This window comes from Delftia acidovorans SPH-1, from assembly GCF_000018665.1.
GTDB lineage: Bacteria > Pseudomonadota > Gammaproteobacteria > Burkholderiales > Burkholderiaceae_C > Comamonas > Comamonas acidovorans.
Window position 1 is genome coordinate 6,668,816 of sequence record NC_010002.1, and the last position, 16,185, is coordinate 6,685,000.

Here is a 16,185-nt window from a genome sequence, read left to right on the forward strand (position 1 = left end):
GCCCTGGGGCGCCCTTGCTGCGGAAAATGGCCGGATTATGCGCCGGCCGCGCATGCCTGTGCCCGGCTCAGGGGAAGGAGGCACCGGCGAGCGGATGCACCATGCGCTTGACGTTGCGCACCGAGATGGAATGGAACTGGCCATCGTCGGTGACCACATCGCCGAAGGCGAAAAAGCCTTCGGCCGCGTTGCGGTTGAACTGCTCCAGGCGCTGCGCGAGGCTGGCGTTGTTGGACACCGATTCGAGGCGGTACTCGATGGCGCCCTGCTGGTCGCCGCTCTTTTCGTACAGCTGCACGCCTTCGGTATTGCCGCGCAGCACCAGGGCGCCGCGCAGCAGGTGGCCCTTGGCACCCATCTCGTCCAGGCGCTGCTTCAGCGCCGTGCCGTTGGCCATGCCGAAGGGCGCGGCCAGGGCGAACACCGCGTACTCGAAGGCCGGCGCCTTGGAGTCCTTGACGTAGAGGTTGAACATCTCATCGCCCGAGATCAGCGGGCCCGTGTAGCGGAAACCCCGGCCGCTCATCTCGGCCAGTTGCTGCGTGAAGCCCGACGTGTCCAGCGCACCCACGGCGGGGCGCGTCTCGTAGCTGTAGGTGGCGGCGGCGCTGCTGCTGCGCACATAGAGGTTGCGCAGGTCCTGCGTGCTGCTGGGGAACGCCATGCCCGACTTGTACAGGTAGCCCTGCGCACCCTGCGCATTGAGCTGGGCCACCAGGGCCGAGACGCCAGCCACGTCGGCCACCATGCGGTAGTCCAGGCGCGTGCCGGTGTGGGCCGTGTCGGTGACGTAGAAGTCACCGATGGGAACGGGGAACGTCGTGCCGCCCGAGGCCAGGCTGTAGGTGAAGGCATAGCCTTGCGCCCCCAGCGTGTTCATGGCGGACAGGGCCGCGTCGAAGTTTTCGGCAGCCGTCTCCATGCGGTACTGGCCGGTCACCGGGGTCGTCGTGCCGCCGCCGGGGTTGCCGGGCGTGCCGGGGTTGCCGGGATTTCCGCCATTGCCGGGATCTCCGCCGCCCGGTTCTCCCAATCCACCACCACCGCCGCCGCCACAGGCGGCCAGGGTTCCCAGAAGCATCAATGCCGCACTGCGGCGCGTGAGCTGTACCATCTTCATGACTATCTCCCCTTCTCGTTGAATACGTGCCCGTTCCATGCGGAATCTCAGGGCATCGGCGGCGATTTTGGGGAGTTGGCCGACATCCGGTCACCCCCCAGCAGGGGGGTAATCGTTACGATGTGCGCAAGGTGTATCCGGGCGCGCCCTGGCGCTCCAGCCCTTTCGACATGCCTTCGCGCGGACCATGCACAGCCATCCCCTCCTGACCGATTCCTCCTGTCTCCAATCGGGGCGCTATGCCCTGGTGATCGACGACCACCCGCTGACGGCCATGGGCGTGTCCGAGTTCCTGAAACAATTCGGCCTGTCCGAAGTCCATGCCGTGGCCGATGCGGGCGAAGGCCTGCAGTGCATGGCCGGCAGGGGATCGCCGCATCTGGCCATCGTGGATTTCTGGCTGGGTGCCAGTGCGGGCACGGACGTGGTGCGCGAAATCCGCACGCTGGCGCCCGCCTGCCGCGTGCTCATGACCAGCGGCGACACGCATGGCGCGATTGCCCTGAAGGCACGCGCGGCGGGGGCCCATGGCTTTGTGCTCAAGTCGCAGCCGCCGCAGGTGCTGCAGCAGGCCGTGGCGGCCCTGCTGCGCGGCGAGACCTGGTTCCCCGCCGCCCCGCTGGCGCCGCAGTCACCGGGCGGCGCCCATGCCATCCGCATGACGGCGGCCGAGCTGGGCCTCACTCCGCGCCAGGCCCAGGTGCTGGACCTGGTGCTGCGCGGCCTGCCCAATCCCAGCATTGCGCAGTTGCTGCACCTGTCGCCCCACACGGTCAAGGAGCATGTGGCGGGCGCCCTGCAGCGCCTGGGCGTGCACAGCCGCATCGACGCCATCACGCGCATGCAGGGCATTGCGCTGGAGCTGCCGCCCTCCGTACCGCCGACCGATACGGTTCAGGCGCCGGCCACGGCCAGCCTGCGCTGAAGCAGGGCCAGCAACGCCAGCGGGTCCACGGGCTTGCGCAGCAGCAGATAGCCCAATTCCTGCGCCTCCTGCTCCAGCGCCGGTGACGGCTCGCCACTGAGCAGGGCGCCCGCCGCCTGCGGCGATTGCGCCAGCACGTTCTGCAGCAGCGCAAAGCCGTTCTCGCCCCGGGCCAGATGGTGGTCGCATAGCACGAAATCAGGGTGCTGCCCCGCCGCCAGCCAGTCGGCCACCTCGCGGCCTGTGGCGGCCACATCCACCTGCAGCCCCCAATCGCGCAGCAGGCCGGCCAGGGCCCGCGCCACCTGCGCATCGTCATCGACCACCCAGCACCGGCCCTGGAGCAGGGGCGGCCGGGACTGCGCCTGCGCCTGCGGTCCTTCGGACGATCCCTCGGACTGCGGCAAGGCCGCCTGCACATTCAGGCTGGACGGCAATTGCAGCCAGAAGCAGGACCCCCGCCCCGGCGTGGACAGCAGGCCGTGGTCCACGCCCATGCGCCGCGCGGCTGCGGCCACGACGGCCAGGCCCAGGCCCTGGCTGCTCACGCCGGGCAGGTGGTCGGCCGCAGGCTGGGCCGCGCGCCGGGCCGCCTGGCCTGAGCGCGCGCGAAAGTGCGGTGCGAAGACATGGGGCCGGTCTTCGGCCGCAATGCCCAAGCCCGTGTCCCAGACCTCGATGCGCCAGCCCCCGCCGTGCACGCGGGCGGCCAGCAGCACGCCGCCGCGCTGGGTGTAGCGCAGGGCGTTGTGCAGCAGGTTGAACACCATCTGGCGCAGCAGGGCCTCGTCGGCACGCACCAGGCTGTCCATGCCGCGCGCCACGCGCCAGCGCAGCACCAGCCCGCGCTGGCGCGCCTCGGCCGCGAACAGGCGCGTGGCATCGCCCAGCAGAATGCGCAGGTCCATCACCTGGGCGCGCAGCTCCCAGGTGCCGTTCTCCAGCCGCGACAGGTCCAGCAGGTCGTTGCACATGGTGCCCAGCGACTGGGCACAGGCCTGGGCATCGTCAAGCACGCCTGCCAGTGCGCCGTCGGCATTGCGCTGGCGGGCGGTTTCCACCAGCAGGCCCAGGGCATGCAGGGGCTGGCGCAGGTCATGGCTGGCGGCCGACAGGAAGCGGCTCTTGGCCTCCAGCGCCTGTTCGGCCTGCTCCTTGGCGGCCAGGTAGCGCTCGGCCAGCAGCTGGCGGTCACGCTCCTGCGCCCATTGCTGCAGCATGAGCTGGCGCGCCCCCCAGGCATGGCGCGCGATGGTGGCGCCATACAGCATGAGCAGCGGCAGCAGGTACAGGCCCCTGTTCGGGAAGTACCAGACCACGGCCAGCAGCATGGCGCCGTACAGCACGCCGAAGAAGCGCTTGAACACGGCAGCCGCCGGCGCCAGGAAGGTGGCGGCCGAGGCCACGACGCCGCACAGCACCAGGTAGATGAAAAGCCGGAATTCATGGCCGCTGCCATGGGTCAGCGGTATCGCCAGCGCCCAGGAACCGGCGTTGAGCAAGGCCATGCGGCCCATCACGCGCTCCCAGCGCTGCAGCCGCGCTGGCAACTCGGCCGATGGCACGGCAGCCCCCAGGTCCCGGCGCAACTGGCGCCGCAAACCGACGAAGACGCAGGCCATGAACGCCATGCCCAGCCACCACAGCAGCAGCGGCACCTGGAAGGCGCCCGTTTCGTGCCGCTGCAGCCAGACCACGATGCCGGGGATGATGAGGGCCGCCGCCTCGGACGAGCCCCGCGATGCGATGGACAGCAGCAGCCGCTGGCGCTGCTGCAGTTTCCACAGTGGCTCGGCAGGGCCGCCGCCTTGTTCAGAACTGGTCGCCATCCACGTAGAACCAGCGCCCGCCTTCGCGCACGAAGCGGCTGCGCTCATGCAGGCGCACCGCGCGGCCGCCCACGCGGTAGCGCGCGACGAATTCCACCTCGGCACTGTCCTCGCCGGTGCTGCGGAAGTCCTTGACCGCCAGCCCCAGCCAGCGTGCCGAAGGCTCGAAGTCCAGCGTGGCAGGCCGCTGGCTGGCGTGCCAGGTGGCCAGCAGATAGGCGGTGTCCTCGCGCACGAAGGCGCTGTAGCGCGAGCGCATCAAGGCCTGGGCATCGGGCGCGGGGCAGTCGTCGAAATGGTCCAGGTAGCGGCCGCAGCAGGCATCGAAGGCCAGGGGACGGCCCTTGGCATCCTGAAGACCGCAGGGACAGGCCTGGAAAGTGGCGGCAGCGCTCATAGCGGCTGGCCCTGCGGAACTTGCGGAACTTGCGGAATTTGGGAGAGGACGGCGCGGGAGCAGGAATGCATGTCAGTCACGGCCGCCTTGCTGCGACCGGGTTCTTGATGGAGGACAGGCGGGCCATGATACTGACCGCGGGCCCTCGGGCCTGTAAGGAGAGCCCATGTTTTCAATGTCGGTCCCGTGGTGGGAGTTCGTGGTGCGCGGCGTGGCCGTCTACCTGTTTTTGCTGGTGTTCCTGCGCCTGACCGGGCGGCGCCAGACGGGGCAGTACGCGCCCTTTGACCTGGTGCTGCTGCTCATCCTGTCGAATGCGGTGCAGAACTCCATGAATGCCGGGGACAACTCGCTGATCGGCGGCATGGTCTCGGCCTCCACGCTGATCCTGTGCCATCTGCTGCTGTCCTGGCTGACCTTTCGCTTTCCCGCGCTGGAGCGGCTCATCGACGGCAAGGCCAAGGCTCTGATCAGGGACGGACACCTGAACAAGGATCTGATGCGCGAGGAGCGCATCACGCGCGACGATATCGAGGCCGCGCTGCGTGCGGGCGGCTGCCTGCACCTGCGCGAGGTGGAACGCGCCACGCTGGAGACCGACGGCAGCATCACCGTCGTCCTGCGCCGCCGCGACAGCGAGAACGACGGCGATCCGCCGGTCTGACCCCCTGCCCGGCAGGCCCTGTCAGTCGAGCTGCTCCAGGAAGCGCTCGATGGCCAGGTTCACGGGCTGCGGATGCGTGAGGTTGGCCGCATGGCCGGCACCCGGCACCTCCACCCACTGCGCCCTGGGCAAGGCCTTGGCCATGGCGCGTGCACGGTTGGGCGCGATGGCTGTGTCGTCCGTTCCATGGATGACCAGGGCCGGCACATGGATGTCGGGCAGGCGCGGGCTGATGTCATCGCGCTGGGCCAGCGCCAGAAAGCTCTGCCCCAGGTTGATGGGCGTGGCCTTCTTCCATTTGGCACGCCAGGCGGCCGCGCCGCTCCAGCCCTGGCCCAGGATGGTGCGCTCCACCGTGGTCGCCATGTCGTCGCTGAGGCCATGCTCCATCCAGGCGCGCAGCAAGGCTTCGTGGTGGGGCATCTGCTCGGGGTCTTCCAGCATGGCCTGGGTGTCGATCAGCACCAGCGCGCGCACGATCTCGGGGTGGATGAGCGCGCAGCGCAGCGACAGATAGCCGCCCTGCGACATGCCCACCAGCACCGCGCGCTCCACGCCCAGATGCTCGAGCAGGGCGGCCAGGTCGTCGGCCGAGTCGTAGTAGTCGAAGGGTGCGCACTGCTCGGGGTCTGCCGTCTGGCCATGGCCGCGCTCGTCCCAGCTGATGCAGCGAAAGCGCCCCTGCAGTGCCTGGACCTGGGGAGCGAACATGGTGTGGTCCATGAGCAGCCCGTGCGAAAACACCAGGGCCGGGCCTCTCCCGCCCGTGTCCTCGTAGTACAGGTTCTGGCCGTTGACGGAAGCGATGGGCATGTCGGGATCTCCTGCGAAGGTGGTCACAAACCTGCCGGAAACGGCTGCCCGCCTCTCTCGGGCACCGTGCCGGCGATGCTCCATGCTAAGCCCTGCGGGTGTCAGGGCCATCCGGCCCGACCCGCAGCGTGGGGGATTGGCCTCAGGCCAGGGCGCGCTGGATGAGAATTTTCTGCACGTCGCTCGTGCCTTCGTAGATCTGGCAGACGCGCACGTCGCGGTAGATGCGTTCCACGGGGAAGTCGCTGACCACGCCATAGCCGCCCAGGGTCTGGATGGCGGCGCTGCACACGCGCTCGGCCATTTCGCTGGCGAACAGCTTGGCCATGGCCGCTTCCTTGAGGCAGGGCAGGCCGGCATCGCGCAGGCTGGCCGCATGCCAGATCAGCTGGCGCGCGGCCTCGATCTGCGTGGCGCAGTCGGCCAGGCGAAAGCCCACGGCCTGGTGGTTGAAGATGGGCTGGCCGAAGCTCTCGCGCTCCTTGGAGTACTGCAGCGCGCAATCGAAGGCCGCACGCGCCATGCCCACGCTTTGCGCGGCAATGCCGATGCGCCCTCCTTCCAGCGCCGACAGCGCAATCCTGTAGCCCTCGCCCTCGGCGCCGATGAGGTTGGCGGCGGGGATGCGGCAGCCCTCGAACTGGATCTGGGCCGTGTCCGAACTGTGCTGGCCCAGCTTGTCCTCCAGCCGCAGCACCTGGTAGCCGGGTGCGGAGGTCGGAACGATGAAGGCGCTCATGCCGCGCTTGCCCGCCGCCTTGTCGGTGACGGCGATGACGATGGCCACGTCGCCGTTCTTGCCGCTGGTGATGAACTGCTTGACGCCGTTGATCACGTAGTCGCTGCCGTCGCGCGTGGCCGTGGTGCGCAGCGCCGAGGCATCCGAGCCCACATGCGGCTCGGTCAGGCAGAAGGCGCCCAGCATTTCGCCGCGCGCCAGCGGCGCCAGCCATTGCTGCTTTTGCGCCTCGCTGCCGTAGCGCATGAGGATGGCGTTGACGGGGCAGTTGGTGACGCTGATCACCGTGCTGGTGCCGCCGTCGCCGGCTGCGATTTCCTCCAGCACCAGGGCAAGGCTCAGGTAGTCAAGGCCGGCGCCGCCGTACTCCTCGGGCACGCAGATGCCGTAGGCGCCCAGCGCCGCCAGGCCCTGGTGCACGTTCTTGGGAAAGTGGTGTTCCTTGTCCCAGCGTGCGGCATGGGGCGTGATTTCGGTGCGCACGAAGTCGCGCACCGCGTCACGGATCATTTCCTGGTCTGCGTTGAGCAGCATGTCTTGTCTCCTGATTCTTGTTTCGTTGTTCGTTGTCCGTTGCGCTGGCCGGATCTGCCGTCGGATCTACCAGGCGATGCGCTGCCCGTCGTGGCGCAGCATGCGGCCCCGGTCGGCCGGCGTGACGCCGGCCAGCGTGCGCACCAGGCCCTGCACGCTTTGCTCCACGGTGAAGGTGGCAGCCGCGCCACCCATGTCGGTCTGCACCCAGCCCGGGTCCAGCGCGACCACGGTGGCGCCCGGCCATTGCGGCTGGGCGCTGGCCACGACCATGTTGAGCGCAGCCTTGCTGACGCGGTAGAGCCAGGCGTCGGATTCGGCATCGGCCAGCAGCGACATCTGGCTGGAGAACAGGCCGAACACGCCGCCCGCCGCCTCGACCAGCGGCGCCACCTGGGGCAGCACCTGCATGGCGCCCAGCACATTGGTGTGCATGACGCGGTCGAACTGCTCGCGCGTGGGCGGCGTGGCCGAGCTGTGGGCATCCCACACTCCGGCCACGTACAGCGCCAGCTCGATCTTCTCGCCGTCGAGCTGCCAGGCCAGGCCGCTGACGCTGGCCGGGTCGGCCACATCCACCAGCAGCACCTTGGCGCCCGTGGCCTCGACGCGCTCGCGGTCGGCCTCGCTGCGCACCGTGGCGACCACGCTGCGGCCCTGGGCCGCATAGGCCTGCACCAAGGCAAAACCAAGCCCGCGCGAGGCTCCCAACACCAGAGTGACTGCCATGTCTTTCGACCTTTCAAATGGAATGCGGTCAGCGGCCCTGCTCGCCCGCGATCTGCTTTTCGTAGCGCTCGACCATGGCCTCCTGCGTCTCGGTGGGCGCAGGCAGGCCGATCTGCTGGTGGATCATCTGGTTCACCGAGGGCATGACGTTGCGCGACACCTGGGACTCTGGCTTCCAGAGCCGGGCGCGCATCAGGGCCTTGGCACAGTGCAGATAGGCCTCGTGCACCTGGATCTCCAGAACGATCTTGGGCCGGAAGCCTTCGCTGGCGAAAAGCGCCGTGTAGTGGGCCTCGTCGCGCAGCTTGGCCACGCCGTTGACGCGCAGGGTCTCGTCGAAACCCGGCACCATGAACAGCAGGCCGATGCGCGGATCGGCGATCAGGTTGCTGAAGCTGTCCAGGCGGTTGTTGCCGCCCGAATCGGGAATCAGCAGCGTCTGGTTGTCGGGCGCCTTGATGAAGCCCGGCTTGCCGCCGCGCGGCGAGGCATCCATCATCGCGCCCGCCCCGCCCCCCGTGGCCACGATGCACAGCGGCGACAGCGCGATGAAGCGCAGGCAGTGCCGGTCCAGGTCCACCTGCTGCTTGAGCAAGGCCCTTTCGGCCGGCATGGCATACAGGCTGCGCAACTGTTCTTCGCTGGTGATCATGGTGTGGAGGGCTCGATGAGGCAGGCAGGCGATGCGCCCGAAGGACCCGAGCTTAGACGAGTTCTATCGCCATGGCTGTTCCCTCGCCGCCGCCTATGCACAGCGTGGCCAGGCCGCGCTTGCCGCCGCGCGCCTGCAGGGCATGCAGCAGCGTGACCAGGATGCGCGCACCGCTGGCGCCAATGGGGTGGCCCAGCGCACAGGCGCCGCCGTTGACGTTGACCTTGTCGCGCGGCACGCCCAGCTCGGCCATCAGGGCCATGGGCACGACGGCAAAGGCTTCGTTGACTTCCCACAGGTCCACATCCGCCGCCGTCCAGCCGGCCTTCTTGAGGGCCTTCTGCGTGGCGCCCACGGGGGCCGTGGTGAACCATTCGGGCTCCTGGGCATGCGTGGCATGGGCAACGATGCGCGCCAGCGGCTTGCAGCCCAGCTCCTTGGCCGTGGACTCGCGCATCAGCACCAGGGCGGCGGCGCCGTCGTTGATGCTGGAGCTCGATGCAGCCGTGATCGTGCCGTCCTTCTTGAAGGCGGGCTTGAGGCTGGAGATCTTGTCCAGCTTGGCCTTGGCCGGGCCTTCGTCGATGCTGACCGTGACGTCGCCCTTGCGCGTGGAGACGGTGACGGGCGTGATCTCGGCGGCGAAGGCGCCGCTTTCCGTGGCGGCCTGGGCGCGCTTGACGCTTTCGATGGCGTAGGCGTCCTGCTGCTCGCGCGTGAAGTGGTATTTGGCGGCGCAGTCCTCGCCAAAAGTGCCCATGGAGCGGCCAGGCTCGTAGGCGTCCTCCAGGCCGTCGAGCATCATGTGGTCATAGACCTTGTCGTGGCCCATGCGGTAGCCGCCACGGCCCTTCTTGAGCAGGTAGGGCGCATTGGTCATGCTTTCCATGCCGCCGGAGACCACCACATCGCGGCTGCCTGCGACCAACTGGTCGTGCGCCAGGATGGTGGCCTCCATGCCGGCGCCGCACATCTTGGACAGGGTCACGGCTCCCGTGCTGCGCGGCAGGCCGCCCTTGAAGCCGGCCTGGCGGGCGGGCGCCTGGCCCTGGCCCGCCATCAGGCAATTGCCGAACAGCACTTCGTCCACTTTCTCGGGCGCCACGCCCGCGCGCTGCACGGCCGCCTTGATGGCGGCGCCGCCCAGATCATGGGCCGCGAGGTCGGCGAAGTCGCCCTGGAAGGCGCCCATGGGGGTGCGGGCTGCGCCGACGATGACGATGGGGTCTTGCATGCTTGTCTCCTGGGTTGTCGTGATGGTGAAGGAAAGGGAAAACGGGTCAGGCCAGCCAGCGGCTGCGCTCGTAGGGGAAGACATCGTGGACATGGCCTTCGCGGATGCGCTGCTGGTGCGCCTGCCAGAAGGCGGGGTCGAGCAGGTCGGCATGGTGGCGCATGAAGACTTCGCGCACGGCCGGGTTGCCCAGCAGAAAGGGCGCGAAGGTTTCCGGGAACACATCGCGCGGGCCCACGGGGTACCAGACCTCGCCGCTGAGCTCGTCCTCCTCGTTGCGCGGCGCGGGCACCTGGCGGAAGTGGCAGTCGGTCAGGTATTCGATCTCGTCGTAGTCGTAGAACACCACCTTGCCGCCGCGCGTGATGCCGAAGTTCTTCCACAGCATGTCGCCCGGAAAGATGTTGGCCGCGACCAGATCCTTGATGGCATTGCCGTACTCGATCACGGCGCTCTCCAGCCGCTGCCGCGGTGCCGGCAGGTCCAGCCCGTCATCGAAGCACTCCTGCAGCAGCATGTTCAGCGGCACCATGCGCCGCTCTATGTAGAGGTGGGAGATGATGACCTCCTGCCGGCCATCGCCGTCGCGGTCGCTGATCTCGACCTGGCTGGGCGCATGCTCCAGGATCTCGGCGATCAGCGCATCCGAAAAGCGCTCGCGCGGGAAGGCGACCAGGCTGTACTCCAGCGTGTCGGCCATGCGCCCCACGCGGTCGTGCTGCTTGACCAGGCGGTACTTGGCCTTGACCTGTTCGCGCGTGATCTCCTTGGGGGCGGCGAAGCGGTCCTTGATGAGCTTGAACACATAGGGAAAGCTGGGCAGGTCGAACACCAGCATGACCATGCCCTTGATGCCGGGCGCGATGCGGAACTGGTCGCGCGAATGCCGCAGGTGGTGCAGGAAATCGCGGTAGAACAGCGTCTTGCCCTGCTTGGCCAGGCCCAGGGCGTTGTACAGCTCGGCGCGCGGCTTACGCGGCATGAGACTGCGCAGGAACTGCACGTAGGCGCTGGGCACGTCGGTATCGACCATGAAGTAGGCGCGCGCAAAGCTGAACAGGCCGTGAAAGTCCTTCTCGCCGAACAGGGCCGCATGCAGCACCAGCCGGCCGTTGTCGCCATGCAGGATGGGCACGGCCCAGGACAGTTCGGCAAAGCCGTTGATGATCTTGCCGACGATGTAGGCGCCCTTGTTGCGGAAAAACAGGCTGGACAGCACCTGGATCTGGAAGTTGGCGTACAGGCGCATGGCCTGCAGCTGCGGCTCCAGGCGCTCGGCCAGGCGGGCGATGTCGCGCTCCAGGTCCTCGAAGGGGCGCTGCAGCGCGAATTGCTCCACGACTTCGCGCAGCGTCTGCGGCAGCGTCTCGCGCGTGGGATAGAAGGCCAGGTAGGCCGGGCGCGCAGCCGGCTCATGGTTCTCTATGTATTCCGTGCTGACGGCGGGCCGCACGAAGATGAAGTCGTTGTGGAAATGCGTGCGGTGCAGGATCTTGGTGGTGACCGAGTTGAAGAAGGTCTCGGCCAGCTCCGGCTGCAGGTGGTTGACCATGAGCCCGATGTAGTGGCGCTTGATCTGCTGCCAGACCGGCATGGGCTGGGCGCCGGCCGCAAATTCCTTCTCAAGCCGGCGCACGCATTCGCGCACACGCAGGTCGTAGAACTCGATGCGCTCGCGCTGGGCACGCTGCTGGCCCAGCCAGTCGGCAGTTTCGAAGCGGTGCTTGGCGCGGGCGGATTCGGCGCGGAACAGGCGGTAATGGCGATTGAAGCCATCCATCATCGCCCGCGCGATGTCATGGGCAAGCAGGGTGTCCTGGGCAGGCATCGGCATGAAGTCTCCCGGGGTCCCGCCTGCCATGGCCGCTCAGTCGCGCTGGCGGCTGGCGACCAGCTCGACAGCCTCGGCATGGATGTTGGCGATGCCGCCGACACCGGGCACGGTCATCTGCAGATTGGTGATCAGGCCGTCCTTGAGGCCATAGCACCAGCCGTGCAGCGTGACCTTCTGGCCGCGCGCCCAGGCATCCTGCATCACCGTGCTCTGCGCCACATTGATGACCTGCTCGATGGCATTGAGTTCGCACAGCGCATCGTGGCGCCATTGCGGGGACAGGCTGGCCAGCAGCGCCTGGTGCTTGTCGCGCACATCCTTCACATGGCGGATCCAGTTGTCGGCCAAGCCCACGCGCACATCTTCCAGTGCCGCCAGCACGCCGCCGCAGCCGTAGTGGCCCACGACCATCAGGTGCTCGACCTTGAGCTGGTCCACCGCGTACTGGATGGTGGACAGGCAGTTCAGGTCGCTGGGAACGACCACGTTGGCCACGTTTCGGTGCACGAACACCTCGCCGGGCTCCAGGCCCGTGATCTGGTTCGCAGGGACGCGGCTGTCGGAACAGCCGATCCACATGTAGCGGGGTTTTTGCTGCGACAACAGCCCGGTGAAGAAACCGGGCCGGTCACGCTCCATCTGCTGGGCCCATTCGCGGTTGTGGACAAACAGTTCTTCGATGGAGGTTGTGCTCATAAGCAATCCTTTTTGTTGGGTCAAACTCAAGAACGGCGCGGCAGGCGGGTGCGGGATCAGCAGGTCTCTGCGAACAGCTCGCGGCCGATCAGCATGCGACGGATCTCGCTGGTGCCGGCGCCGATCTCGTAGAGTTTCGCATCACGCCAGAGGCGACCCAGTGGGTATTCGTTGATATACCCATTACCTCCATAGATTTGAACGCCTTCGCCGGCCATCCATGTCGCCTTCTCGGCACACCACAGGATGACGCTGGCGCAGTCCTTGCGGACTTGGCGAACATGCTCCGTTCCCAGCAGATCGAGGTTTTTGGCGACCGTATAGGCAAATGAGCGACCCGCTTGCAGCACGGTGTACATGTCGGCCACCTTGCCCTGGATGAGCTGGAACTCGCCAATGCTCTGGCCGAACTGCTTGCGGTCATGGATGTAGGGCACGACGTTGTCCATCACCGACTGCATGATGCCCAGCGGCCCGCCGGTCAGCACGGCACGCTCGTAGTCCAGGCCGCTCATCAGCACCTTGGCGCCGTTGTTCAGCCCGCCCAGCACGTTCTCGGCCGGCACCTCGACGTTCTCGAACACCAGCTCGCCCGTGTGGCTGCCACGCATGCCCAGCTTGTCCAGCTTCTGGGCAATGGAAAAGCCCTTCATGCCCTTCTCGATCAGGAAGGCAGTCACGCCGCGGGCGTTCAGCTCAGGCTCGGTCTTGGCGTAGACCACCAGGGTGTCGGCATCGGGACCATTGGTGATCCACATCTTGGTGCCGTTGAGCAGGAAGTAGCCGCCCTTGTCCTCGGCCTTGAGCTTCATGCTGATCACGTCCGAGCCGGCGCCGGGCTCGCTCATGGCCAGCGCGCCCACGTGCTCGCCGCTGATCAGCTTGGGCAGGTACTTGGCCTTTTGCGACTCGTTGCCGTTGCGGTTGATCTGGTTCACGCAAAGATTGCTGTGCGCACCATAGGACAGGCCCACCGAGGCACTGGCGCGCGAGATCTCCTCCATCGCCACCATGTGGGCCAGATAGCCCATGTTGGCGCCGCCGTACTGCTCGGACACGGTGATGCCCAGCACGCCCAGATCACCAAACTTGCGCCACAGGTCCATGGGGAACTGGTCGTCGCGGTCGATCTCGCCGGCACGCGGTGCAATCTCGGCCTGTGCGAACTCGCGCACGGCATCGCGCAGCGCGTCGATGTCCTCGCCCAGTTGGAAGTTCAGGCCCGGCAGGTTGGAAAGGCTCATCTCGTGTCTCCTGTGGAAATTTGGTGAAAGAACGCCGCCCGGCTCAGTCGGCCAGATCGCGGCCCTGCACGCACATCAGCGTGCAGCCCATGGTGGCAATCAGTTTTTCGCGGCCTTCGTCGATGGCATAGGCGCGCCCCTCGGTCACGATGATCGTGCGGCCCGGCTTGATCACCCGGCCTTCCATGCGAAAGCGCTGGCCCTTGGCGGGGGCCAGCAGATTGATCTTGAATTCGATGGTGAGCACGGCAGCATCGGCCGGCATCAGGGTCAGCCCTGCATAGCCGCAGGCGGAATCCAGCGCCGTGGAAACCATGCCGGCATGCAAAAAGCCATGCTGCTGCGTCAGCCCGGGCGCCCAGTCCAGGCAGACATCGACAGCGCCGGGCTCCAGCAGGGACAGCTCGGCGCCCAGGGTGTGCATCGCGCCCTGGCGTGCAAAACTGTCTCGCACACGGCGGGCAAAGTCGCTGTTGGCAGGGTCCAGGCGGGGCACGGTCAAGGCAAGCCTCACAAATTACGTTTACGTAAACGTCAATTATGAAGCATTTTTCCCATCCAGGTGCTTCAACAGAGTGCGGGCCTCGGATTCCTGCTCTCGCACCTCGGCCAGGTTGGCCTGCAGATCGGCCAGGCGGTCCTCGAGCTGGCGGCGATGCACAGCCAGCACTTCCAGGAATTTGCGCAGTTGCACGCCCGTGTCGCGGGGGCTGTCGTAGAGATCGATGATCTCCTTGGCTTCGTTCAGAGACAGTCCCAGCCGCTTGGCCCGCAAGGTCAGGCGAAGACGCGTGCGATCACGCGCGCTGTAGACGCGATTGCGCCCGCCAGGCCCGGCGCGCTCGGGCTCAAGCAAGCCCATGTCTTCATAGAAGCGGATGGCCCGGGTCGTGAGATCGAACTCCTTGGCAAGATCGCTGATGGTGTAGGTGGTCGACATGGCTGGAGAGTCCGCCAGCATCCACAGCCGGCGGCCATGGGAATGCGACGTTGACGTTAACGTCAATGCTAGCGGAATTGGCCACAGGAAACTGCGCCGGATGTTGCATCCGGGTGCGACGAAGACCGACAGGAATAAAAAGAGAGCGCGCCAGCGCTCTCTTTTTTCTGGGATGTCCGTTTTGGATGTTCGTTTGGCTGTCCGTTTTGGCGGCTCTGCCTGTTTCCCCGTTTCCTGCGGCCCAATGCAAAAAACCCCGTAGCTTTGGGCTACGGGGTTTCTTGGGCTGTAAGAGCCTGACGATGACCTACTTTCACACGGGAACCCGCACTATCATCGGCGCAAAGTCGTTTCACTGTCCTGTTCGGGATGGGAAGGAGTGGTACCAACTTGCTATGGTCATCAGGCATAACTTGTTGTCATGCTGCTCATGGAGCAACACAACGAATTCATAGAGTCTGTAAATCAGCTTTGTATTTTGACTGCGCCTTACTTGGCATAACCACCTTGATGATCACGTCATCAAAGTTATAGGGTCAAGCCTCACGAGCAATTAGTACTGGTTAGCTTAACGCATTACTGCGCTTCCACACCCAGCCTATCAACGTCCTGGTCTTGAACGACTCTTCAGGGGGCTCAAGGCCCCGGCAGATCTCATCTTGAAACGAGTTTCCCGCTTAGATGCTTTCAGCGGTTATCTCTTCCACACTTAGCTACTCGGCAATGCCACTGGCGTGACAACCGATACACCAGAGGTGTGTCCACTCCGGTCCTCTCGTACTAGGAGCAGGCTTCCTCAAATCTGCAGCGCCCACGGAAGATAGGGACCAAACTGTCTCACGACGTTTTAAACCCAGCTCACGTACCTCTTTAAATGGCGAACAGCCATACCCTTGGGACCGACTACAGCCCCAGGATGAGATGAGCCGACATCGAGGTGCCAAACACCGCCGTCGATATGAACTCTTGGGCGGTATCAGCCTGTTATCCCCAGAGTACCTTTTATCCGTTGAGCGATGGCCCTTCCATACAGAACCACCGGATCACTATGTCCTGCTTTCGCATCTGCTCGACTTGTCAGTCTCGCAGTTAAGCACGCTTATGCCATTGCACTATCGTCACGATGTCCGACCGTAACTAGCGTACCTTCGAACTCCTCCGTTACGCTTTGGGAGGAGACCGCCCCAGTCAAACTGCCTACCATGCACTGTCCCCGATCCCGATAAGGGACCTGGGTTAGAACCTCAAACGCACCAGGGTGGTATTTCAACGTCGGCTCCATGAGAACTAGCGTCCTCACTTCAAAGCCTCCCACCTATCCTACACAGATCCGTTCAAAATCCAATACAAAGCTACAGTAAAGGTTCATGGGGTCTTTCCGTCTTTCCGCGGGGAGATTGCATCATCACAAACATTTCAACTTCGCTGAGTCTCTGGAGGAGACAGTGTGGCCATCGTTACGCCATTCGTGCAGGTCGGAACTTACCCGACAAGGAATTTCGCTACCTTAGGACCGTTATAGTTACGGCCGCCGTTTACTGGGACTTCAATCAAGAGCTTGCACCCCATCATTTAATCTTCCAGCACCGGGCAGGCGTCACACCCTATACGTCCACTTTCGTGTTTGCAGAGTGCTGTGTTTTTATTAAACAGTCGCAGCCACCGATTTTTTGCAACCGCTTTGGGCTCCCTTTGTTCAAGTTCACCTACTTGCGGCATACCTTCTCCCGAAGTTACGGTATCAATTTGCCGAGTTCCTTCTCCAGAGTTCTCTCAAGCGCCTTAGAATACTCATCTCGCGCACCAGTGTCGGTTTGCGGTACGGTCGTGTGTAG

At 65.5% G+C, this 16,185-nt stretch carries 15 protein-coding genes and 2 rRNA genes (1 of these 17 running past the window's edge); 2 read left to right on the forward strand and 15 right to left on the reverse strand.

All coding sequences use genetic code 11. From position 1 onward, the window contains the following. Window positions 1-67 precede the first annotated feature (67 nt). Window positions 68-1,120: a hypothetical protein gene (locus DACI_RS30200; RefSeq protein ID WP_012207776.1), complete on the reverse strand. Its 1,053-nt coding sequence runs from the start codon at window positions 1,118-1,120 to the stop codon at window positions 68-70. 187 nt (window positions 1,121-1,307) lie between these two features. Between DACI_RS30200 and DACI_RS30205 the strand changes: the two genes are divergently transcribed. Continuing rightward, window positions 1,308-2,045 carry a response regulator gene (locus tag DACI_RS30205; protein ID WP_012207777.1) on the forward strand — a complete coding sequence of 246 codons (738 nt, stop codon included), beginning with the start codon at window positions 1,308-1,310 and terminating at the stop codon, window positions 2,043-2,045. Here DACI_RS30205 and DACI_RS30210 read toward each other — a convergent pair. Beyond that, the gene (locus tag DACI_RS30210) at window positions 2,015-3,874 is read right to left on the reverse strand and encodes a hybrid sensor histidine kinase/response regulator (RefSeq protein WP_012207778.1); all 1,860 of its coding nucleotides are present in this window, start codon (window positions 3,872-3,874) and stop codon (window positions 2,015-2,017) included. The genes DACI_RS30205 and DACI_RS30210 overlap by 31 nt on opposite strands. Then, window positions 3,858-4,271 (reverse strand): YchJ family protein, encoded by a 414-nt coding sequence (locus DACI_RS30215; RefSeq protein WP_012207779.1) that lies wholly within the window; start codon window positions 4,269-4,271, stop codon window positions 3,858-3,860. The genes DACI_RS30210 and DACI_RS30215 overlap by 17 nt, the downstream gene beginning before the upstream one ends. Before the next feature lie 166 nt (window positions 4,272-4,437). On the opposite strand from DACI_RS30215, the gene DACI_RS30220 reads away from it, so the two are divergent. Continuing rightward, a complete protein-coding gene (locus DACI_RS30220) occupies window positions 4,438-4,935 on the forward strand; it encodes a DUF421 domain-containing protein (RefSeq protein WP_012207780.1) in 498 nt (165 codons plus the stop codon). Between the two features lie 21 nt (window positions 4,936-4,956). On the opposite strand, the gene DACI_RS30225 is transcribed toward DACI_RS30220, so the two are convergent. The 12 genes from DACI_RS30225 to DACI_RS30280 form a co-directional block, all read right to left on the reverse strand. Beyond that, complete coding sequence (locus DACI_RS30225) at window positions 4,957-5,748, reverse strand: alpha/beta fold hydrolase (protein WP_043783028.1); 792 nt, start codon at window positions 5,746-5,748, stop codon at window positions 4,957-4,959. 142 nt (window positions 5,749-5,890) lie between these two features. Continuing rightward, window positions 5,891-7,021, reverse strand: a complete 1,131-nt coding sequence (locus tag DACI_RS30230; RefSeq protein WP_012207782.1) for an acyl-CoA dehydrogenase family protein — start codon at window positions 7,019-7,021, stop codon at window positions 5,891-5,893. Window positions 7,022-7,087: 66 nt separating this feature from the next. Further along, entirely contained in the window at window positions 7,088-7,750 is a 663-nt protein-coding gene (locus DACI_RS30235) for an SDR family oxidoreductase (protein ID WP_012207783.1), read from the reverse strand. A gap of 28 nt (window positions 7,751-7,778) precedes the next feature. After that, window positions 7,779-8,402 carry a pyridoxamine 5'-phosphate oxidase family protein gene (locus DACI_RS30240; protein ID WP_012207784.1) on the reverse strand — a complete coding sequence of 208 codons (624 nt, stop codon included), beginning with the start codon at window positions 8,400-8,402 and terminating at the stop codon, window positions 7,779-7,781. Window positions 8,403-8,454: 52 nt separating this feature from the next. Then, window positions 8,455-9,636 (reverse strand): acetyl-CoA C-acyltransferase, encoded by a 1,182-nt coding sequence (locus DACI_RS30245; protein ID WP_012207785.1) that lies wholly within the window; start codon window positions 9,634-9,636, stop codon window positions 8,455-8,457. A 46-nt stretch (window positions 9,637-9,682) separates the two neighbouring features. Next, on the reverse strand, window positions 9,683-11,470 hold the full coding sequence (gene aceK, locus DACI_RS30250) for a bifunctional isocitrate dehydrogenase kinase/phosphatase (RefSeq protein ID WP_012207786.1): 1,788 nt from the start codon (window positions 11,468-11,470) through the stop codon (window positions 9,683-9,685). 33 nt (window positions 11,471-11,503) lie between these two features. Next, on the reverse strand, window positions 11,504-12,166 hold the full coding sequence (gene can, locus DACI_RS30255; protein WP_012207787.1) for a carbonate dehydratase: 663 nt from the start codon (window positions 12,164-12,166) through the stop codon (window positions 11,504-11,506). 56 nt (window positions 12,167-12,222) lie between these two features. Next, window positions 12,223-13,410, reverse strand: coding sequence for an isovaleryl-CoA dehydrogenase (locus tag DACI_RS30260; protein ID WP_012207788.1), 1,188 nt, complete (start codon window positions 13,408-13,410; stop codon window positions 12,223-12,225). Window positions 13,411-13,453: 43 nt separating this feature from the next. Continuing rightward, window positions 13,454-13,912: a PaaI family thioesterase gene (locus DACI_RS30265; RefSeq protein WP_012207789.1), complete on the reverse strand. Its 459-nt coding sequence runs from the start codon at window positions 13,910-13,912 to the stop codon at window positions 13,454-13,456. Between the two features lie 36 nt (window positions 13,913-13,948). Continuing rightward, entirely contained in the window at window positions 13,949-14,350 is a 402-nt protein-coding gene (locus DACI_RS30270; protein WP_013800379.1) for a MerR family transcriptional regulator, read from the reverse strand. A 294-nt stretch (window positions 14,351-14,644) separates the two neighbouring features. Continuing rightward, window positions 14,645-14,757 (reverse strand): 5S ribosomal RNA (gene rrf, locus DACI_RS30275). Between the two features lie 125 nt (window positions 14,758-14,882). Continuing rightward, window positions 14,883-16,185 (reverse strand): 23S ribosomal RNA (locus tag DACI_RS30280) (it continues 1,573 nt past the right edge of the window).